Here is an 18,707-nt window from a genome sequence, read left to right on the forward strand (position 1 = left end):
TTAGGGAACAGTCGGGATCGTCAGCTGCGGGCTGTGCCTGTAGCTCCCAGGTCATAGCTTTCCGTACCCAGCAGACGTGCCACAATGTGGTCGTCGCCCTCATACGGCACGTGGCTGCCGTTCTTTTTGAACCAGCGTTCCTCACCCTTGCCGATGACCAAGGTGATTCGCAGACGATCCTCCGGCCTGCCAGGATCTCCCAGGGCCTGCTTTATGGCCTGGGCCCTGTCCGGCACAATACTGGCCTCCAGTTCCGGGTTGGTCACGAAGCCCAGCATCTGCCTGTCCACCTGGTCCGAGCTTTCTCCCTCCTCGTCGTCAGCGGTCAGGATCAGCCGGTCGACGCGGTCCTGTGCGGCGCTGACGATGCCCTTCCTGCGGTCGATGGCTTTGCCGCCTGCAGAGCCGGAGACCAGGGTGATCAGGGGTCTGCGATTGCCGTAGCGCTCGTTCACGAAGTCCAGCAGCGCCGTGACCGAGGCCTTGTTGTGGGCGTAATCGACATAGACCACCCGGTTGTCGGCCTTGAAGCGTTCCATTCTGCCGGCTATCCTCACCCTCTCCATGGCCTGGAGGACGTTTTCGTCAGGTTTCAGACCCAGCCGAATCAGCATGGCTAGGGCTGCGGCCGCGTTCAGGGCGTTGAAATTCCCGTCCATGGACAGGCTGACAGGCATCGTGACTCCGCCCGAGGGCCCTATCAGATAGTCGTCGCCCCCTCCAGGAGCCTTGCGGACCAAGACGTCGTCATGCTTGGAACCATCGCCGAAGGTGGTCACTGGAATGCCGACGAGCTGGGCATCCTGACGGATCAGGTCGGCTCCGCAGGCTTCGGCTCCCAGGACCAGCTGCCGGCTGTTGTAGGTTATGCGGCGCTTGCAGTAGAAATAGTCCTCGAAGCTTGGATGTTCGATGGGGCTGATGTGGTCGGGGGATATGTTCAGGAATGCTCCCAGGTCAAATGTCAGCCCGTAGACGCGATCCACCTTGTAGGCCTGGGAGGAGACCTCCATGACCAGGTAGCGCATGTTGGCGTCTGCCGCCTGGCGCATCATGCGGAAGAGGTCCAGCGACTCGGGTGTGGTCAGCTTGGACTCCTGGTAATGGCGGCCGTCCAGACAGTTGTCCACTGAGGAAAGCAGGGCCGCTCGGCCTGCGGAGATCCTGCCCAGCATGGCGTGCAGGAAGTAAGCGGTGGTGGTCTTGCCCTTGGTGCCGGTGATTCCTACCAGGGTCAGCTGTTTCTGGGGGTAATCGTAAAAAGCGGCAGCGAGCAGGCTCATGGACTTGCGCACGTCGTTGACGATGATCCCTGGCGCCCTGGTGTGGGCGGACAAGTCCTCCTGGGCCACATAGGCAGCCGGTCCCTCGGGATCGCAGACATCCAGATATTCAGGCAGGAAGTGGCCCTTGCAGAAGAGCAGACTGCCAGGTCCAGCCTGGCGGGTGTCGTAGGTGATGTCAGTGAAGGGCTTGGATGACTGGGCGTTCTCTTGGGTGTTTAAAGTCCATTGATCGCTCTGGATTACCTCGCGTAGCTGACCATGTTCGCGCAGCAGCTCCAGGGTTGAAGCCATCGTCAGCGCCATGCTGTCTTCTCCCTTGTCTGTTGGTTGTCGCCTGAGCCGTCCCGACACGATTGGTGACCTGGATCGAGACCAGACCCAAGTCTAAACCGCCTTGAGGCCAAGGCAGGAGAATCCGGCGACCCTTGACTGAATGGACAAAAGCGGGCGGCGGGTCGGCCTCGGAGCCGAGCCTCAGAGCCAGGAGTCGGTGACTGGACGGCGGCCTTGGGAGAGCAGGTATTGGTTGAAGTGGTCCCGCCACTTGGCCTGTGCCTGCCGCTGCCAGTCCATAAGGGAGTCCATGGTGATTCGCGCCACCTGGGGGAAGAGGGTGGTCATGGGCTTGATCAGGTCCACGGCCGCCACGGTATCCGCCGTAGCATCATGGAAGTTTCCATGGGGGATGACACCATAATACTCGCTGGTCAGCTCCAAGGTGCGGCGGCCCGACCGGTGGGAGATCTCCCTGTCCAGGACCAGAGGGTCCACTACCAGCAGATCCCCCTCGCCCAGGGGCTTGACTGATCCTGAGCACCAGTGGGCTATGTCCCCGTCCAGCATATGCACGTCGAAGGGGGCGTTGTAGGCCAGCAGGGGGATGCGCTTGTCCTGGGCGCGGGCAATGAACCCGGCCATCTGCGCGGTGGCCAGCTCGGGTTCCATGCCCTCGGCGGCCAGCTGCTGGTCGGTGAATCCGTTGACCCGGCTGGCCCCTTTGCTGATATGCCGGTGCGGGTTGACAATCCAGGTGGCCACCACATCCCCTGAATAGCCCTTGGCCGGGTCGCGCAGAACCAGGCTGGCCGAGACGATGCCGTCCTTGCCTGGTTTGGTGCCCGTGGTCTCGGTGTCGAACCCCAGAAGCCAGGAGTCTCCTAGGCGAGTCGACCCCTCCTGTTGCGGGGCGGACTGAAGTGCCTGTTCCATGCTGGTGTGCGCAGTGTCTTCCATAAATGTGATTTCCTCTCAGTCATCATGGTAACCGAGGGCCGGCCGACTGGCGACCGGGTCGAAACCGTCACGGGCGAGGGGGGATGGCACAATAGGGAGTGTGGCAGATACCAGCGAGCTCGAAAGCAGAAAACGTCAATTCGAGGCCCTGGCCATGCCTGCGGTGGATGTGCTCTATCGCCAGGCCATGCGCCTGACCAACAACCCCGACGACGCCCAGGATCTGGTCCAGGACACCTTTGAGCGAGGATTCAAGGCCTTCGACCGCTTCCAGCCCGGCAGCAACTTTGAGGCTTGGATGACCACCATCGAGCGCAACGCCTATTTCAACCAGTACCACAAGGCCAAGCGGCGCCCGCAACGGGCCAACGACTCAACAGGCGAGTACAACGACTGGGACATCTATTCGGCCTCGGAGCATGGATCCGAGGGGCTCAAATCCGCCGAGCAGGAATACATGGAGACCTTTGCTCCCGAGGAGATCATGGCCGCCCTGGACCGGCTCAGTCCGGAACGTCGACGGGTCTTCATCGACGCAGCCATCGACGGCAAGAGCTATCAGCAAGTGGCCGACGAGGAGGGCATCAAGATCGGTACGGTCATGAGCCGGCTGAACCGGGCGCGATCACAGCTGCGCCAGGAGCTGGAGCGGTATGCCAAGGAGCGCGGCTACCAGCACGAGCACGAGGCTGTGGACAAGCCCTCAGCGGAACGCCATAGACCGGTTGAGGCCGGACCTAGTATAAAAAAATAGAGATCAGCAGCAAGGGGCATCGAGGGCTCCGAGGATCAAATATCAGGAAGCGGGCAGGAGCATGGACCGACGCGTGGAGATGAGTCACTACGCCTACGATGATGGAGGCGCTGTCAGGGTGACCCACACCAGCCTGCGGATCTATCAGGATGCCTCCTGCGTGAATCCCAGTGACTGCTTCGATCCGGAATCCTGCTGCGACGAGCGCGAGCGCATGGTCATCGAGGAGCTGCGTCGGTATCTGCGCCCTGAATGCGCACCGGAGTGTCTGCTGGATCGGCTCAGGCATATGTTCGATCAGATGGATGAACTGGAGCAGGGGACGCCGGATCGCAGTATGGACAAGTAGGTCCAGTCGGTTTCCTTGGCAGGTCAGGAGTCCTGTCAGACTATTGCAGAGATCATGGTCGTGCTTATGCAGCCATGGTTTTTATTTATATATGCAAAACCCCGGCACCATTGGTGCCGGGGCAGACGATCAGGTATTCGGCCTCTTGCCGTGGTTGGCGGCCTTCTTGCGGCGATCCCTGCGCTTGCGTCCGCGCATGCCCATGATTGGTCTCCTTTGCTACTGATAATCCGATAAACCTTGTCGATTATCGCACACCGGGCTGACTGTTGTCGACCAGCTAGGCCTTTCAGATCTGTTGCGCCCGGTATCCCACCTGGGTGGTGTAGACGGCAGCAGGCTGCAGAATGACCAGGTTTCGGCCTGTCCGGAAGGCATTGGCGTAGGCGGTCATGGGTTCCACGGCAACGCCGGCCGGGCGCATGTCGGCGTAGAAGCCGGTCCCAGTGCAGACCTGCCAGGAGGTGATGGTGTCATCGCCCCAGAGCTGAATGCGGATGCCGTCCGGCCTGGTGAACCAGGCCGAACAGGTCCCGTCGTCATCACGTTCCACATCGGTCCAGGCATCGTCGAAGGCTGCATCTTCACCCAGCACAGTGCCTTGACGCAGATCAGTTCGTCCCTGGACGGGTTCGGTGCCGGTAGGCAGCAGTCTGTCCGGATCGACCACCACATGGGTGCTGCAGGGGATGGTCAGGGTGCAGGGGGCGTTGTCCTTCTGGATCTGGTCGCCGATTCCCTGCTTGCCGTTGGACAGCCAGGGGTGGATGCCGAAGGCCCAGGGCGCGGCCTCGTCACCCAGATTCACGGCTCGGGTGGTCATGGTCAGCCCCAGGTCGTCCAGGGTGTAGGTAACAGTGACCACGACGTCGAAGGGGTATCCGGCCATATCGGGCACTCGCCAGGATAGGCTGACGGAGTCCTCAGCCAGGACCTGCAAGTGCCAATAGGCGCGGTATCCGTAGCCGTGAATGGCGGTGCGCCGGTCGTGCTCGTCGATGGGCAGAGTGTAGGTGTGGCCCTGGAAGTCGTAGGTGCCGTCCTCGATGCGGTTGGGGAAGGGGACCAGGACGTTCCCGTTGCTGCATGGTACGGTTCCATCCGGGTCGAATGAGGCAAGCAGATCCTTTCCCCGGTATTTCAGGACACGCAGGATGGCTCCCAGTTCGGTCACCACTGCTTCGTAGTCCCCGTGACGGATGCTGTACTGCTGTCCGGTCCGGGGCACGGCCCCGCCCATTATCTTGTTCGTGTGCATGCTCCCACTTCCATAGTGCCGTTGATGCTTGGTACGCCACCATCCTAGCGCCTGAGCGGTCTTGGCTTCTTGGTGAAAGAGTGGCAGATGGGCTTCCGGGTTCCGCCCTGGCTTTCTACCATGGTATTGCAGCGTCCGGGACCGTCCGGATTGACATCGATAAGGAGCGGCAGTGTCAGGATTTCGGACCACCGTGTGCGAACAGCCGACCCAGCAGGGGCAGGGGCGCGTCGTCTTGGCTGATCCGCGCGGGTTCTGCGCAGGGGTGGACCGGGCCATCCAGACTGTGCAGACCATCCTGGATGCGGACAACCCCCACCAGGGACTGCCGCCGGTCTATGTGCGACGGCAAATAGTCCACAACCGGCATGTGGTCGAGGATCTGTCCCAGCGAGGGGCCGTGTTCGTGGACGAACTGGACCAGATTCCCGAGCGGGCTGTTCGTGCCGGGGTGCCCGTGGTCTTCTCGGCTCATGGAATCGCTCCCTCGGTGGTCAAGGAGGCCCAGCGGCGGGGGATGCGCGTGGTTGATGCCTCATGCCCCCTGGTCAGCAAGGTCCACAGGGAGGTTCAGCGCTTCGTGCGGGACGGCTACTCGATCATCTATATAGGCCATCGGGGGCACGACGAGGCTGTTGGAGTCATGGGGGAGGCCCCGGACCGGGTTCACCTGGTGGAGCATGAGGCCGATATCGACGCTTTGAGCTTCGGGCCGGACACGCCGCTGGTCATGCTGACCCAGACCACCTTGAGCCTGGATGAGACCGCCGATCTGGCTACGGCCCTGCGTCTACGATTCCCCTGGATAGAGGAGCCGCCGGGATCCGACATCTGCTACGCCACTCAGAACAGGCAGCAGGCTGTCAAGATGGTGGCGGGCCAGGCGGACTGCATGATTGTAGTGGGGTCGGCCAACTCCTCCAACTCGGTGCGTTTGGTCGAGGTGGCCCGTCAGGCCCTGGAGGTCCGCTTTCCAGGTCAGGGCGGGCAAAGGGCTCATCGGGTAGACGATGCTGGTGAGCTCGATCCCGCCTGGCTGCAGGGCATGGATTCCGTGGGGCTCACTTCGGGTGCTTCGGTTCCTGAGCATCTGGTTCAGGCGGTGCTGGAGACCTTGGCCTCTCGGGGGTTCACCCAGGTGACTAGAGCCCGGGCAGTCGAGGAGCATATGCATTTCGTCCTGCCTGCCGCCCTGCGCTCTGCACGGGTGTCCAGGAAGGTTGGGCAAGCCACAGGGCTGACGAACTCTTCAGTCAGTGGCTAGAGGCGCGGTTTTGGCCTTGAGAACCCGTATCAGATCTTGCGGATCCAGTCCCAGGCTGATGCCGCGCTTACCGCCGGAGACCATAATGGTGTCGAATTCCAGTGCGCCCTGGTCCAGCACGGTCATGTGTGCGGTGCGCTGGCCGAAGGGCGATATGCCACCCAGGACGTATCCGCTCTCCCGTTCGGCCTGGGCCTTGTCGGCCATGCGTGCCTTCTTGGCTCCTACGGCGGCTGCCAGGTGCTTGAGGTTCAGGTGGCCGGTCACCGGTACAATGCCGATGACCCGCTCCCTGCCCGTGTCAGCCATTAGGGTCTTGTAGACCATGCGCGGATCCAGGCCCAGCTTTTTGGCCGCCTCGATGCCGTACCCCTGGTCCATATGGTCGGCGCTGTGATGATACTCGTGAATGGTGAATGGAATCCCCAGACGATCCAGCTGGGCCATGGCTGGAGTCGCAGCCTCCGAGTCCGCCCGTTTCTTCTTGCTCATGACTCCATGCTAAGGTACTGACCGTTTATATAGGCTTTTAGGGGGTGTCTTTAGCGCCACTTGCGCGGAAAGGGTAGTCCATGACCGCAGTCAATGCCTGGCTGCTCGATGCGGTGACGGGCGGATGGGGGCTGGCCGTGCTTTTCCTGGCCGCCTTTTTGGATGCCCTGATCATTCCCATACCCACGGAGCTTATGGTCCTGGCCACGGCTTCGGCCTTTCGAGCTTCTGGTCGACCCCTGCCCGTATTGGTCTTCCTAGTATGCGCTTTAGCTTTTGCGGGCGGCGATGCCTGCACTTATGAGCTGGGGCGATTGGTCCCGCTGAATCGTCTGGCCGTCTTTCGCGGGGCAGCAGGCAAGGCAGTGACTTCCTGGGCTCACCGGGCTCTGCTGCGGGGAGGTGGCTTCTTCACGCTGGCCTCGCGTTTCGTGCCCTCGGGCCGGACTGTGGTCAATCTGACTGCCGGGGCGGCGCGGTATCCGCTGAGCCGTTACCTGCCCCTGGCTGCACTGGCCGGTCTGCTCTGGTCGATCTATATGTGGACCTTGGGATATCTGGCTGCCTCTTGGCTGGAAAACAATCCTCTGGCCGTCATGGCCATCGGTTTTCTGGCAGGCATGGTCGTCGGCCTGGTCTGCGACCTGGCCATGCGGGCGCTCACCCGGAGGCGCTGATCACAGCAAGGGGTCCGTCCCCCGTAGGGAACGGACCCCGTAATCGCTATATCCGGAAGAACCGGCTGGATGCTCAGTCGCCCAGTTCGGCGAAGTAGAGCAGGGTGCGGATCATGTTGCTGGTGAAGCCGTACTCGTTGTCGTAGAAGGCAACGGTGCGGACCAGCTGATCGTCCCCGTGGGTGTTGACATCGGTCTGCGTGGGATCGAAGATGCCGCCGTGGGTGTCGCCGATCACGTCGGAGGAGACAATGCCCTCGTCGTTGTAGCCGAAGTAGTCCTTGCCCTCGAAGGCCTTCTTGGCGGCGTCGTTGATCTCGTCGACGGTGACCTTCTTGTCCAGGACGCAGGTCAGCTCGGTGACGGAACCGGATGGAACGGCCACACGCTGCGCATGGCCCTGCAGCTTGCCGTCAACAGAGGGAACGACCTTGCCGATGGCCTTGGCGGCACCAGTGGAGTGCTCGATGGTGTTGATGGCGGCGGCGCGAGTGTTGCGCGGCTTGTTGCCCTTGGGGCCGTCCAGCAGCATCTGGGAGCCGGTGTAGGCATGGATGGTGGTCATGTAGCCGATGCGGATGCCGAAGTTGTCATCCAGCATCTTGACCATAGCGGCCAGAGATCCGGTGGTGCAGGAACCGGCGGAGATGATCTTGTCGGAAGGCTTCAGGGTCTCCTGGTTGACGCCGTAGACCACGGTGGGCGTGGTGTCGTCCTTGGCAGGGGCGGAGATCAGAACCTTCTTGGCTCCGGCATTCAGGTGGGCCTGGGACTTCTCGGCCGAGGTGTAGAAGCCGGTGCACTCCAGCACGTAGTCAACGCCGTCGTTCTTCACCCATGGGATGTTATTGGCATCCTTCTCGGCGTAGACCGGGTACTCCTTGCCGTCCACCACGATGGCGGTGTCGGTGGAGGTGACCGAGACAGGGGTGCCGTCGTCGTGACGGAAGGTGCCCTGAGTGCTGTCGTACTTGAGCAGATAGGCCAGAATGGCCGGGGTGGTCAGATCGTTGATGGCGGCAACCTCGATGTTGGAGGCGTCGCCGCCACGGGCCTGGAGCTCAAAGATGCGCCGGAAGGCCAGACGACCGATACGTCCGAATCCGTTGATGCCAATCTTTACTGTCATTCAATTCTCCCTTGGAGATTGGCCGTATACAGCACAAAAATTACCGGACCGTATATGGCCGATTACTGATAACATCTCATAGTTTATAGAACCCTGTGTACTTATAGCAAGCGATTACACGGGTTGTGCCGAGGAAAAAACGAACAAAATTCTTGGTAGGTTTTGTTGTTTGTTTGCACAACAAAACGATCAAGAATTGTGAGAATTTTCGTTCGTATCGGCCAGCCAATCCTCCCACTGCTGCTGACGGAATCCGACCAGGACATGCCGGCCATCCAGCAGGATGGGACGCTTGACCAGCATGCCATCGGTGGACAGCAGCTGCAGAGCTTGCTCCGTATCCATCTGCGGCAAACGCTTGCTCAGTCCCTGGCTGCGATAGGCCTGACCCGAGGTATTGAAGAATCGTCGGATGGGCAGGCCGCTCATGTCCAGCCAGTCGGACAGTTCCTCCTGGGTGGGGCGGTACTCCTTGATGTCACGCTCGGTGAAGTCCACATTGTGATCACGTAGCCAGGCGCGGGCCTTGGCGCAGGTGGAACAGCGGCTGTAGCAGATGAAGAGCGGGTGTTCGACTGTCGGGATCGCTGATTGCGCGATTGATGCTGCTGTCATAGGTCTTCCTTTCCGGATAGGGCTTGCAGGTCAAGCGGGCTCAGGCCAACCGCTGGGAGGGCCGGGTCTCCAAGGATCCCAGGTTGGCCTTGGGTTCCAGACTGGTGCTCCAGACTGGCGCGGGTGCTGAAGTGGGATAGGTGACGAACACCGTTCCCTGCTTCAGGGCTATGTGGGCCGGTCTGCCGGGCAGGAACTCGTTGCTGACGCCGTTCACCTGCTGGTTGGTCATGGTCATGTCGTCCGTCTGGTATTTGAGGCCCTGTTCGACTACGCCCAGAGCCTGGTCGTCGGCCGACAGGACGGAGACCATGGACCTGGGCGGGCATTCCCAGGCGGGAAAATCCAGACTTCCGGAGCCAAGGGCCGTGACCAGCATTCCCTGGCCCCAGAGTTCGGCCCGGCCTCCGCTGGCGGCAATCAGATGGATCAGATTCAGGTTGGCCAGCGTATGATCCATGCGTCCGCCCAAGCCGCCATATATAAGAAATTGTCGGCAACCGCGCTGCCAGCCAACCTTGACTGCTGCCAGCAGGTCCGTATCGTCCTTTTCAGCAGGCAGGACGCGTCGGGGGATGTCGGTGCGCAGCCTTCGGCTGCCAGCGGGCAGGGAGTCGAAGTCCCCCACGACCAGGTCCGGCTCGTCCCCGTGCTCCAGAGCCGGCTCAAGTCCACCGTCCGCCGCGATAACCAGGGCCTGTCCGCCGCGAGTCGTCTCTTTTCCAAAGTACTGGCCGGCGCCCCAAATCCGGCAGAGCGGCGCTTGACCCGCTTGGCTCGTACGGTCCGGCTGACCGACATCCTGCATAAGATTCTCCTTTCTGTGCTCGTCCTTTGGAGGCGCCTTCATCATCCCAGACCAGCCAGACTGACCAGGAAGGCCAGCCAACCCTGCACCAGGGCCATGTAGGTCAGGGTGCCGCAGGCAATGCTGACCATCATGTTCCGCCAGTGTAGGTGGACTAGGGTCGTGACCAGCAGAGCCAGTGCCTCATAGATCCCGTGGTCGCCTCCGACCAGGTTGGTGTGCCTGAGCGAATAGACCACCAGCAGACCCATGACAGCGGCTGGCAGCAGACGTCCCAGCCTGGTCACCAGTGCCGGCGGCCGACGCCCCTCCGGCCAGATTATGAAGGGCAGGAATCTGGTGGCCATGGTTCCCAGGACCACAATGCCTATGGTGATCAGTTGCTGTGCAGTGGTCATGAGGTCTCCTTGCGGCTGCGGAAGTCCAGCAGGATAAAGACGATCAGTATGACCGTCATGGATGGAATGATGAATCGATCGGGTCCGAAGACCAGCAGGCAGGCCAGCGAGGCCAGCAGACCAATCATGGCCGGCAGGCGGGCTTCAGCCTGCCGCCACTGCTCCAGAAAGAGGACTAGGAACATGGCGGTCAGCACGAAATCCAGCCCCCTGGTGTCGAAGTTCGCCAGGTTGCCCAGCACAGCGCCCAAAGTGGCGCCTCCAACCCAGTAGATCTGGTTGAGCAGGGTGACGAAGAACAGGTACCAGCCCTTGTCGGTTCCTGCCGGGTGAGGCTCAGCGGATTCCAGAGCGAAGGTCTCGTCGCACATGCCGAAGATCAGGTAAGGCTTCTTACGGCCCGTTCCTCGAAAGACCGGCAGCATGGCCAGGCCGTAGAAGAGGTGCCGCGCATTGACCATTAGGGTCAGCATCAGTGCGCCCCAGGGGTTGAAGGTGGACATGAGCAGATCCACGGTCACGAACTCCATGGATCCGGCGTAGATCAAGGCGCTCATAGCCAGCGGATAGATCACCGGGAATCCGCGGCTGGTCATCAAAAAACCGTAGGAGATCCCCAGCACCAGGAATCCGGCCATGATGGGCAGGGTCCGGGGAAAGGCCGCAGCCAGAGAGCCCAGAATGGTCCCGGAGGGCTTCGCATCTTCATCTGCGTCTTCCTGCGCTGGCTGCATGATCTGCCTCCTGGCTTCGATTTGGAGATGGTCACATGATAATCGCCTCTTGCGGTGCAGGAGCAGGCTGGTCGACAATGTGAGAAGGCTGTTAAGACGCGACAGGGGCGGAATAGGTGCTCTTCGGCCCATGTTGAGCCCAGTGAAAGGCACTGGTATGTGAGGAGGGATCATGGACGAGAACAAGATTTCGACCAGCAACCCGGCCACAGTCGTCCTGGCGGGGGGATGCTTCTGGGGCATTGAGCGGTTCTTCCAGGAGGTGGACGGGATCATCGACACCCAGGTGGGATATGCCCAGTCCACAGTGCCCGACCCCAGCTATGAGCAGGTCTGCAGCGGTGTCACCGATGCCGTGGAGAGCGTGCGGCTGACCTACGATCCTCAGATGGTCAGTCTGCGAACACTGACCCTGCTTCTGCTGGATCTGATCGACCCCTTCTCGGTGGATCGGCAGGGCAACGACCGAGGCAGGCAGTATCGCAGCGGCCTCTATTGGGATCCCGAGCATCGCGAGCAGGAGGAGCCCGTCTTTCGTCGCGCCTTGGAGGAGCTGGAGCGCAGGACCGGCCGTCAACCCGCTGTGCAAGTGGAGGCTCTGATCAACTTCTATCCGGCTGAGCAGTCCCACCAGGACTATCTGCTCAAGCATCCCGACGGATATTGTCACATTTCTTTGGATGCCATTGCCAACGCTGCCTCCCGCCAGCGCTACATCGAGCGCATCTGGTCCCTGGACCCTGAAAGCTACGAGGTGACTCAGCATTCGGCTACCGAACGGCCCTTCGCCAACGCCTACGACGGAGAGTTCCGCCCGGGCATCTATGTGGACGTTGTCAGCGGGCAGCCGCTCTTCTCCTCGGCCGACAAGTATGACTCGGGCTGTGGCTGGCCGGCTTTCACCAAGCCCATTGACCCTCAACTGCTGGTCAACCGCAAGGACTACAAGTTGCTGGGCCGGCCTCGGATCGAGGTACGGACGGCACAGACCGGCATCCATCTGGGGCATGTCTTCGACGATGGCCCGGCTGACCGTGGCGGGCAGCGCTACTGCATGAACTCCGCCGCCCTACGTTTCGTGCCGCGGGACCGGATGGAGGCAGAGGGCTACGGAGACTACCTGCCCCTAGTGGACGCGGCAGCACGCTGACAGTTCTGCTTTCGGCGGCATGCCGGAGTCTCCAGTCCATGGGAGTTCCGGTCTAGTCCACGCATAAGGTCCTCTTGTTTTTTTCTGCTGTCCATTTGGTCTATTGTGGGCTGATGGTGGACCAATAAGGAGCTAGGCCAATGTGCGGGATTGCTGGGTTCGTTAACGACGCCTCTGCCGAGGAAAAGACGACCGTGCTTAAGCGGATGACGGACATCATCGCTCACCGTGGCCCTGATAACGAGGGTCATTTCGTCGACGGGCGGGTGGCCTTGGGCTTTCGGCGCCTCAGCATTATCGATTTGCAGGGCGGAGACCAGCCCATCTTCAACGAGGATTCCTCCATGGCCATCACCATGAACGGGGAGATCTACAACTACCGCGAACTGCGCCGCCAACTGATCGATCTGGGCCACAGTTTCTCCACCGAGTCGGACACCGAGGTCATTCTGCACGGCTACGAGCAGTGGAGTCACCAGGTGGTCAACCACCTACGTGGCATGTTCGCTTTCGTCATCTGGGACCGCGGCCGCGGCGAGCTCTTCGGAGCCCGGGATCACTTCGGCATCAAGCCCTTCTATTACGCCCAGATGGGCGGCACCTTTATGTATGCCTCGGAGATCAAGAGCCTCCTGCAGCATCCGGACTTCCACAAGGAGCTCAACACCCAGGCCCTGCGTCCCTACATGACCTTCCAGTACTCGGCGCTCCCCGAAACCTTTTTCAAGGGAGTATTCAAACTTCCCGAGGGCCATTGGTTCACCTTCCGGGACGGGAAGATGGACATACACCAGTATTACGACCCGGCATTCGGAGAGAGCAAGCAGAATCTGAGGGACTTGGTCGACTCAGTCGACCAGACTGTCCAGGATTCGATCAAGGCCCACCAGGTGGCCGATGTGGAGGTAGGCTCCTTTCTCTCTTCAGGGGTGGACTCCAGCTATGTCGCAGCCCTAGCACGCCCCCGTCATACCTACTCGATCGGCTTCGGCAAGGGGACCTACAACGAGTCCGACCAGGCAGGCGAGCTGGCATCCATACTCAAGCTCAACAACACCGCTGAGTCCTTGGACGGCGACCAGGCCTTCAGCTACTTCCCGCAGATCCAGTGGTACATGGACGAACCAGACTCGAATCCTTCCTGCGTGCCGCTCTTCTTCCTTTCCGAGCTGGCCAGCCGAGACCTGCGCGTAGTCCTGAGCGGGGAGGGCGCCGACGAGCTCTTCGCTGGCTACATAGACTACGGTGTGCATACGCGCTCGCGCATCATCAAGGACGTCACCCGCCTTCTGGGCCGATTGCCCCGCAAGGCCCGGTACGCTATTGGACGCTGGGCCAAGGGCAAGCACTTCCACGGGGCCTGGCACCTGTATGCCAGCCTGGCTCCTGCCGAGGAGAACTTCATCGGTCAGGCAAAGGTCTTTGACGAGGACGAGGCCGGCAGACTGCTCAAGCCGGCTTATCGCAAGGCTCCACGGGTCTACGAGATCACAGGAAGGATATATTCCCGTCTCAAGGGGCGCAGCCTGTCCGAGATCAAGAAGAAGCAGTATCTGGATATGCATCAGTGGATGCCCGGGGATATCCTGCTCAAGGCCGACAAGATGACCATGGCCCACTCCTTGGAGCTGCGGGTTCCCCTCCTGGATCGCAAGCTGATGGATGTGGCTGAGAAGGTGCCTACCAAATACCTGATTACTGATCAGAACACCAAGTTCATCTTCCGCAAGGCTGCAGACCGCCATATTCCCAGGGAGTGGTCCTCCAGGGAGAAGCTGGGCTTCCCCGTGCCCATCCGGGACTGGCTGCATCAGAAGCGTTATTATAAGCTGATCCGTAGCTTGTTCGAGCAGGAGTGGGTGGGCGAGTTCTTTGACCAGGAGGCTCTGCTGCGCATGCTGGACGACAACTATGCCAAGCGTAACGACGCCCGCCGCAAGATCTGGACTGTCTACTCCTTCCTGACCTGGTATGACGTCTATTTCATACACGACGGGACCAAGCCAGATTTGCTGGATCTTCAAGCCTAGCGGTCTGTCTTGAGGGCTGTGCTATACTGCTACACGGCTTGAGAAATCAAGAAAGCGGATGATCCCACCTGGGAGCCTTCCATGGCTTCGGGTTCGACCTGCGTCGATGACGGCTGGCCGTCATCATTAAGATGCAGACATTGGCGGTTTCAGCGCCATACGGCTGTGACGGTCATGTTCGAAACCCATGGGTCCTTCGCCTGGCAGTGGATGTTGTGGTATTTGAGAAGGAGTCATCATTAGCGACGAACCAAGGATTAACGACGATATACGAGTGTCTCAGGTACGCCTGATCGGGCCCAACGGCGAGCAGGTGGGAATCATTGCGACCTCCGTCGCCCTCAACCTGGCCAAGGAGGCCAATCTTGACTTGGTCGAGGTTGCGCCCAAGGCCAAGCCTCCGGTCGCCAAGCTTATTGATTACGGCAAGTTCAAATACAACGAGAAGATCAAGGCTCGTGAGGCGCGCCGTAATCAGAGCATGTCGGAGATCAAGGAGATCCGTTTCAGACTGAAGATCGACGACCATGACTTCGAGGTCAAGGAGGGGCATGTGCGCCGCTTCCTGTCTGCAGGAGACAAGGTCAAGGTCACTATCATGCTGCGTGGGCGCGAGCAGTCCCGGCCCATCGGCGGCGTGGAGCTCCTGCGCAAGCTGGCTGACGATGTCGCGGATCTAGGCTCCATTGAATTCGCCCCCAAGCAGGAGGGGCGTAACATCATCATGACCCTGTCGCCCAAGGGCAAAAAGGTCCACACCCAGTCCGAGCAGCGTCGGCGTGGCGGCCAGGCCCGTGCTGAGCGCAAAGCCCGTCAGGCGGCTCATCTGGCTGCCAAGGCTGACGAAAAGGAGACCGCGCGCACTGTCCAAGAACACGCGGGATCCAGCAATACTTCTCCCAAGCAGATGAAATCCAAGGAGGGCAGCAATGCCGAAGATGAAAAGTAACTCCGCCGCATCCAAGCGCGTCCGGACCACGGGTTCGGGCAAGCTCATGCACGCCGGGACCGGTATGCGCCACAATCTGGAGCACAAGTCGGCCAAGAAGCGTCGTCACCTGTCCACTGACGAGGTGCTCGCTCCGACCCAGTCCAAGAACATGAAGAGGATGCTGGCCCGCTGAGCGGGCGCTGTCGCGTCGAGTGAGATTTTAGAAAGCTGAGGAATATCTATGGCACGAGTCAAGCGGGCTGTCAACGCGCATAAGAAGCGTCGGGTCGTCCTGGAGCGGGCATCAGGCTACCGTGGCCAGCGCTCCCGTCTCTACCGCAAGGCTAAGGAGCAGCTGCTTCATTCATATACATACAACTTCCGGGACCGCAAGGCCCGCAAGGGCGACTTCCGCAAGCTGTGGATCCAGCGCATCAACGCCGGATGCCGCGCCCAGGGAATCACCTACAACCGCTTCATCCAGGGGCTGCGCCTGGCCGGGATCGAGCTGGACCGCCGCGCCCTGGCTGACCTGGCCGTCAACGACATCGACACCTTCAACGCCATCGTGGCCGAGGCCAAGAAGGCCCTGCCTGCCGATGTGAACGCTCCGGTCGCTGCCTGAGTCAGCGAAGCCAGGCAGCGCATTGTAAGAACCTCGCCTTTAGCGAGGTTCTTTGCATAGTTGACCATTGCTCAGGGGGACGGTAAGTTGATTGACGACAATGATGCCGGGAGCTGCTATGAACGATGATCAAAGCATAGATGCATCAGCTGCATCGGCAGAATCGGCAGGTCAGGCCAACCCATCACAAAGCGGTGGCACCTCTAAGCTGACCAAAATCAATCAGTCGCGCCCCATTCTTCGGTCCAGGATTTTTCTCTATGTCACGGAGTTCTTCTCGGGAATGGCCGTCATGGCCGCCGAGCTGGGTGCCTCTCGTCTGTTGGCTCCATACTTCTCGTCCTCCCAGATCGTTTGGACCATCATCATCGGGACCATCATGATCGCCCTGGCCTTGGGCGCCGTCGTCGGTGGGCGCTGGGCCGACAGGAACCCCGACCCTGACAGGCTCTACCTGTGCATTATGGCCGCTGCCGTCTGGATAGCCCTGATCCCCCTGGTAGGCAAGTATCTGATTATTCTGATCTCGGGGCTGCTGATCGTGGCCGTCTCTGCAAATTTCCTGGTCCTGGCGGCATTCATCTCCTGCCTGATCATCTTTGTTCCGCCCCTCTTCCTCCTGGGCACCATCACCCCCGGCCTGGTCAAGAGCGCCACTGTCTCCTTGGACGACAATGCTTCGGTGGTCGGTCGGCTCAGCGCCTGCAACACCGTAGGCTCCATCCTGGGCACCTTCCTGCCTACTTTCGTGACCATTCCAGCCGTGGGGACCTTCGTCACCTTTCTGATCTTCTCCGGAATACTTCTTCTGGTGGCCTTGGTCTACTTTCTTTTCTCCCATGTGCACCGCTTGATCTGCTTCATGGCCACGGCGGCCTTTGTGGTCTCGGCCGTCCTGTCGCCGATGACGGGGTTCGCCTTCTGGCAGAAGGGTCTGGCCTATGAAGGCGAGTCCATTTACAACTATCTGCAGGTCAAAACCCTGGCGGACAGAACCATCCTTTCCACCAACGTCCTTTTTGGCGTCCAGTCAGTGACCATGAAGCATCCCGGGATGACCGGCATGTACTACGACACGGCTCTGGCGGCACCGCTCATGGCTGAACAGGCCCGCTCTGCCCTGATCCTGGGGATGGGGACCGGAACCTACGCTCGGCAGCTGAAGCGGTACTATCCTCGGATGGCCATCCAAGGGGTGGAAATCGACCGGACCATCAGCGACCTGGCCCTCACATATTTCGATCAGCCTGCTGACATTCCGGTTTCCACCTATGATGGTCGGGCCTGGCTGGCAGCCAATAGCCAGCGCTACGATCTGATCATGGTCGATGCCTATCAGGACATCACCATTCCCTTTCAGATGAGCTCAACTGAGTTCTTCGACCTGGTCAGGGATCACCTGAATCCTGGCGGGGTCATGGTGGTCAACATGAACATGATCGACGACGGTCAGGGGTCCATCAATGCAGCCCTGACGAGTACCATCACCAGGGTCTTCGGAGCCAATGCAATCCTGACGGCCGACGTGCCTCAGACCACCAATCGCGAGCTTTTTGCACGTCACCCGACTTCAGGGAAGTCTTCGGTCTCAGGAGGAGGGGACAAGAAGGAGCCTATGAGGGATTATCCGGGTTCTGACCTTCTGGCGGAGGCTGCCGCCAGGGTCAGCCCTGATCCGGATTTGTCGGACATGATGGAGAAGGTTAGCTCGCGTCTGAGCGCGGTTCAAGATTCTAAGGGGAGAATATTGACCGATGACAATGCGCCTGTGGAGCTGCTGGGCATGCACGCAATTGACGGAATCATCACCAGGGAGGCCGGCCCATATCGACGCATTCTTCAGCAAAAAGGAATCCAGGGGCTGATCAAGGAGATCTCTTAAGCGATCCGTCTTTATGCCAAGCGCGTTGGAGGCAGGGAAGAGGGGCAGAGCGTTAGAATGTGGCCTGAGACCAGCATTGATGAACAGAACCGGAGGTTGAGCGGGAGTGGACGGCAAAGGCCTTTCGTCATCGTCCGATCATCAGGATGGACTGACTGAACTGCTGGATCAGTTCCTGGCCTATACCGGCCTGGAGCGGGGTCTCGCCCCTGCCACGGTCAAGGCCTATCGTTCCGATCTGAGCATGTACATCAGCTGGCTGTCCGGTCGTGGCATCACCTGTCTTGAGCAGATCCAAACCGCCGATGTGGAGGGTTTTCTGGCCCATCTGGCTGGTGAGAGTCCAGCCAGTCGCTCACGAAGGATGGCTGCGGTCCATGAGTGGCATCGGTTCGCTCTCAAGCAGGAGGTGACCGACCAGGATGTCTCCCGTACCGTCAAGGCTCCCAAGGGCTCCTCGGCCCTGCCGGATGTGCTGGACGTGGAACAGGTGTCCCGGTTGCTGGATGTGGCCGCCATGGGCGGGTCCAAGGATCCGGTGATCCTGCGAGACAAAGCCCTGCTGGAGTTCATGTACGCCACCGGTTGCCGGGTCTCGGAGGCCGTGGGCGCCGATCTGGAAGACGTGGACCTGCACGAGCGGGTGGCCCGTCTGACCGGCAAGGGCGACAAGCAGCGTCTGGTGCCTATAGGCTCCTACGCCTGCCAGGCCATGGAGGCCTACTTGAATATGGGGCGGCCCAGCCTCTGCGATCGAGCCGCCAAGGGTAGGGAGCTGCGGGCCGTTTTCCTGAACAAACGAGGCAAGCGGCTGACCAGACAAACCGTCTGGCAGGTGGTCAGGGATGCCGGCCGCCGGGCAGGTCTGAATAGACCCCTGCATCCTCATACCTTGCGGCACTCGTTTGCCACTCATCTGCTGGAGGGAGGAGCCGATGTGCGCTCTGTCCAGGAGCTGTTGGGCCATGCCTCGGTGACCACGACGCAGATATACACACACGTCAGCCCTCAGGCCTTGATCGAGACCTACCAGACGGCCCATCCCCGTGCCCGTTGACCCGCCAACCCGCGAATGCGGTCGGAAACTTGATA

General features: G+C 60.5%; 21 protein-coding genes. 11 read left to right on the top strand and 10 right to left on the bottom strand.

Annotated elements, in window-relative coordinates; genetic code table 11:
* Positions 1–20: 20 nt before the first annotated feature.
* On the bottom strand, positions 21–1,589 hold the full coding sequence (locus ACUIAD_RS05355; protein WP_445342996.1) for a Mur ligase family protein: 1,569 nt from the start codon (positions 1,587–1,589) through the stop codon (positions 21–23).
* Positions 1,590–1,760: 171 nt separating this feature from the next.
* On the bottom strand, positions 1,761–2,519 hold the full coding sequence (locus ACUIAD_RS05360; protein WP_110451898.1) for an exonuclease domain-containing protein: 759 nt from the start codon (positions 2,517–2,519) through the stop codon (positions 1,761–1,763).
* Positions 2,520–2,673: 154 nt separating this feature from the next.
* On the opposite strand from ACUIAD_RS05360, the gene ACUIAD_RS05365 reads away from it, so the two are divergent.
* On the top strand, positions 2,674–3,273 hold the full coding sequence (locus ACUIAD_RS05365) for a sigma-70 family RNA polymerase sigma factor (protein WP_110452277.1): 600 nt from the start codon (positions 2,674–2,676) through the stop codon (positions 3,271–3,273).
* Between the two features lie 61 nt (positions 3,274–3,334).
* Entirely contained in the window at positions 3,335–3,622 is a 288-nt protein-coding gene (locus ACUIAD_RS05370) for a hypothetical protein (protein ID WP_258333124.1), read from the top strand.
* 129 nt (positions 3,623–3,751) lie between these two features.
* On the opposite strand, the gene ACUIAD_RS05375 is transcribed toward ACUIAD_RS05370, so the two are convergent.
* A complete protein-coding gene (locus ACUIAD_RS05375; RefSeq protein WP_099327425.1) occupies positions 3,752–3,826 on the bottom strand; it encodes a 50S ribosomal protein bL37 in 75 nt (24 codons plus the stop codon).
* Between the two features lie 85 nt (positions 3,827–3,911).
* Entirely contained in the window at positions 3,912–4,880 is a 969-nt protein-coding gene (locus ACUIAD_RS05380) for an aldose 1-epimerase family protein (protein ID WP_445342997.1), read from the bottom strand.
* Positions 4,881–5,052: 172 nt separating this feature from the next.
* On the opposite strand from ACUIAD_RS05380, the gene ACUIAD_RS05385 reads away from it, so the two are divergent.
* Positions 5,053–6,144, top strand: a complete 1,092-nt coding sequence (locus ACUIAD_RS05385) for a 4-hydroxy-3-methylbut-2-enyl diphosphate reductase (RefSeq protein ID WP_445342998.1) — start codon at positions 5,053–5,055, stop codon at positions 6,142–6,144.
* Here ACUIAD_RS05385 and ybaK read toward each other — a convergent pair.
* Positions 6,130–6,636, bottom strand: a complete 507-nt coding sequence (gene ybaK, locus ACUIAD_RS05390) for a Cys-tRNA(Pro) deacylase (protein WP_445342999.1) — start codon at positions 6,634–6,636, stop codon at positions 6,130–6,132. The genes ACUIAD_RS05385 and ybaK overlap by 15 nt on opposite strands.
* Before the next feature lie 80 nt (positions 6,637–6,716).
* Here ybaK and ACUIAD_RS05395 point away from each other — a divergent pair, with 80 nt between their 5' ends.
* Positions 6,717–7,313, top strand: a complete 597-nt coding sequence (locus ACUIAD_RS05395; protein WP_110451902.1) for a DedA family protein — start codon at positions 6,717–6,719, stop codon at positions 7,311–7,313.
* Positions 7,314–7,386: 73 nt separating this feature from the next.
* Here ACUIAD_RS05395 and gap read toward each other — a convergent pair whose 3' ends face one another.
* The 5 genes from gap to ACUIAD_RS05420 all read right to left on the bottom strand — a co-directional run bounded on the left by gap (position 7,387) and on the right by ACUIAD_RS05420 (position 10,997).
* Positions 7,387–8,442 carry a type I glyceraldehyde-3-phosphate dehydrogenase gene (gene gap, locus ACUIAD_RS05400; RefSeq protein WP_110451903.1) on the bottom strand — a complete coding sequence of 352 codons (1,056 nt, stop codon included), beginning with the start codon at positions 8,440–8,442 and terminating at the stop codon, positions 7,387–7,389.
* Between the two features lie 189 nt (positions 8,443–8,631).
* Complete coding sequence (locus ACUIAD_RS05405) at positions 8,632–9,057, bottom strand: arsenate reductase family protein (protein WP_445343000.1); 426 nt, start codon at positions 9,055–9,057, stop codon at positions 8,632–8,634.
* Positions 9,058–9,097: 40 nt separating this feature from the next.
* Positions 9,098–9,865, bottom strand: a complete 768-nt coding sequence (locus tag ACUIAD_RS05410) for a thiamine diphosphokinase (RefSeq protein ID WP_445343001.1) — start codon at positions 9,863–9,865, stop codon at positions 9,098–9,100.
* 41 nt (positions 9,866–9,906) lie between these two features.
* The gene (locus ACUIAD_RS05415; RefSeq protein ID WP_110451906.1) at positions 9,907–10,263 is read right to left on the bottom strand and encodes a branched-chain amino acid transporter permease; all 357 of its coding nucleotides are present in this window, start codon (positions 10,261–10,263) and stop codon (positions 9,907–9,909) included.
* A complete protein-coding gene (locus ACUIAD_RS05420; RefSeq protein ID WP_181414428.1) occupies positions 10,260–10,997 on the bottom strand; it encodes an AzlC family ABC transporter permease in 738 nt (245 codons plus the stop codon). The genes ACUIAD_RS05415 and ACUIAD_RS05420 overlap by 4 nt, the downstream gene beginning before the upstream one ends.
* Before the next feature lie 169 nt (positions 10,998–11,166).
* On the opposite strand from ACUIAD_RS05420, the gene msrB reads away from it, so the two are divergent.
* The 7 genes from msrB to xerD all read left to right on the top strand — a co-directional run bounded on the left by msrB (position 11,167) and on the right by xerD (position 18,672).
* On the top strand, positions 11,167–12,147 hold the full coding sequence (gene msrB, locus ACUIAD_RS05425; RefSeq protein WP_445343806.1) for a peptide-methionine (R)-S-oxide reductase MsrB: 981 nt from the start codon (positions 11,167–11,169) through the stop codon (positions 12,145–12,147).
* A gap of 140 nt (positions 12,148–12,287) precedes the next feature.
* The gene (gene asnB / locus ACUIAD_RS05430; RefSeq protein ID WP_445343002.1) at positions 12,288–14,177 is read left to right on the top strand and encodes an asparagine synthase (glutamine-hydrolyzing); all 1,890 of its coding nucleotides are present in this window, start codon (positions 12,288–12,290) and stop codon (positions 14,175–14,177) included.
* A 235-nt stretch (positions 14,178–14,412) separates the two neighbouring features.
* Positions 14,413–15,126: a translation initiation factor IF-3 gene (infC, locus tag ACUIAD_RS05435; protein WP_110451909.1), complete on the top strand. Its 714-nt coding sequence runs from the start codon at positions 14,413–14,415 to the stop codon at positions 15,124–15,126.
* A complete protein-coding gene (rpmI, locus tag ACUIAD_RS05440) occupies positions 15,107–15,301 on the top strand; it encodes a 50S ribosomal protein L35 (protein ID WP_015021617.1) in 195 nt (64 codons plus the stop codon). Before infC ends, rpmI begins: the two co-directional genes overlap by 20 nt.
* 48 nt (positions 15,302–15,349) lie before the next feature.
* Entirely contained in the window at positions 15,350–15,733 is a 384-nt protein-coding gene (gene rplT, locus ACUIAD_RS05445; RefSeq protein ID WP_110451910.1) for a 50S ribosomal protein L20, read from the top strand.
* A gap of 118 nt (positions 15,734–15,851) precedes the next feature.
* The gene (locus ACUIAD_RS05450; protein ID WP_258333125.1) at positions 15,852–17,615 is read left to right on the top strand and encodes a spermidine synthase; all 1,764 of its coding nucleotides are present in this window, start codon (positions 15,852–15,854) and stop codon (positions 17,613–17,615) included.
* 106 nt (positions 17,616–17,721) lie between these two features.
* Positions 17,722–18,672, top strand: coding sequence for a site-specific tyrosine recombinase XerD (gene xerD, locus ACUIAD_RS05455; RefSeq protein ID WP_445343003.1), 951 nt, complete (start codon positions 17,722–17,724; stop codon positions 18,670–18,672).
* The last annotated feature ends 35 nt before the right edge of the window (positions 18,673–18,707 follow it).

Source organism: Bifidobacterium sp. ESL0819 (genome assembly GCF_052606245.1).

Bases quoted from the DNA above. Each gene is read 5' to 3' on its own strand.
- ACUIAD_RS05355 (WP_445342996.1), bottom strand. From the start codon at position 1,589: ATGGCGCTGACGATGGCTTCAACCCTGGAGCTGCTGCGCGAACATGGT.
- ACUIAD_RS05360 (WP_110451898.1), bottom strand. From the start codon at position 2,519: ATGGAAGACACTGCGCACACCAGCATGGAACAGGCACTTCAGTCCGCC.
- ACUIAD_RS05365 (WP_110452277.1), top strand. From the start codon at position 2,674: ATGCCTGCGGTGGATGTGCTCTATCGCCAGGCCATGCGCCTGACCAAC.
- ACUIAD_RS05370 (WP_258333124.1), top strand. From the start codon at position 3,335: ATGGACCGACGCGTGGAGATGAGTCACTACGCCTACGATGATGGAGGC.
- ACUIAD_RS05380 (WP_445342997.1), bottom strand. From the start codon at position 4,880: ATGCACACGAACAAGATAATGGGCGGGGCCGTGCCCCGGACCGGACAG.
- ybaK (WP_445342999.1), bottom strand. From the start codon at position 6,636: ATGAGCAAGAAGAAACGGGCGGACTCGGAGGCTGCGACTCCAGCCATG.
- ACUIAD_RS05395 (WP_110451902.1), top strand. From the start codon at position 6,717: ATGACCGCAGTCAATGCCTGGCTGCTCGATGCGGTGACGGGCGGATGG.
- gap (WP_110451903.1), bottom strand. From the start codon at position 8,442: ATGACAGTAAAGATTGGCATCAACGGATTCGGACGTATCGGTCGTCTG.
- ACUIAD_RS05405 (WP_445343000.1), bottom strand. From the start codon at position 9,057: ATGACAGCAGCATCAATCGCGCAATCAGCGATCCCGACAGTCGAACAC.
- ACUIAD_RS05410 (WP_445343001.1), bottom strand. From the start codon at position 9,865: ATGCAGGATGTCGGTCAGCCGGACCGTACGAGCCAAGCGGGTCAAGCG.
- ACUIAD_RS05415 (WP_110451906.1), bottom strand. From the start codon at position 10,263: ATGACCACTGCACAGCAACTGATCACCATAGGCATTGTGGTCCTGGGA.
- ACUIAD_RS05420 (WP_181414428.1), bottom strand. From the start codon at position 10,997: ATGCAGCCAGCGCAGGAAGACGCAGATGAAGATGCGAAGCCCTCCGGG.
- asnB (WP_445343002.1), top strand. From the start codon at position 12,288: ATGTGCGGGATTGCTGGGTTCGTTAACGACGCCTCTGCCGAGGAAAAG.
- rpmI (WP_015021617.1), top strand. From the start codon at position 15,107: ATGCCGAAGATGAAAAGTAACTCCGCCGCATCCAAGCGCGTCCGGACC.
- rplT (WP_110451910.1), top strand. From the start codon at position 15,350: ATGGCACGAGTCAAGCGGGCTGTCAACGCGCATAAGAAGCGTCGGGTC.
- ACUIAD_RS05450 (WP_258333125.1), top strand. From the start codon at position 15,852: ATGAACGATGATCAAAGCATAGATGCATCAGCTGCATCGGCAGAATCG.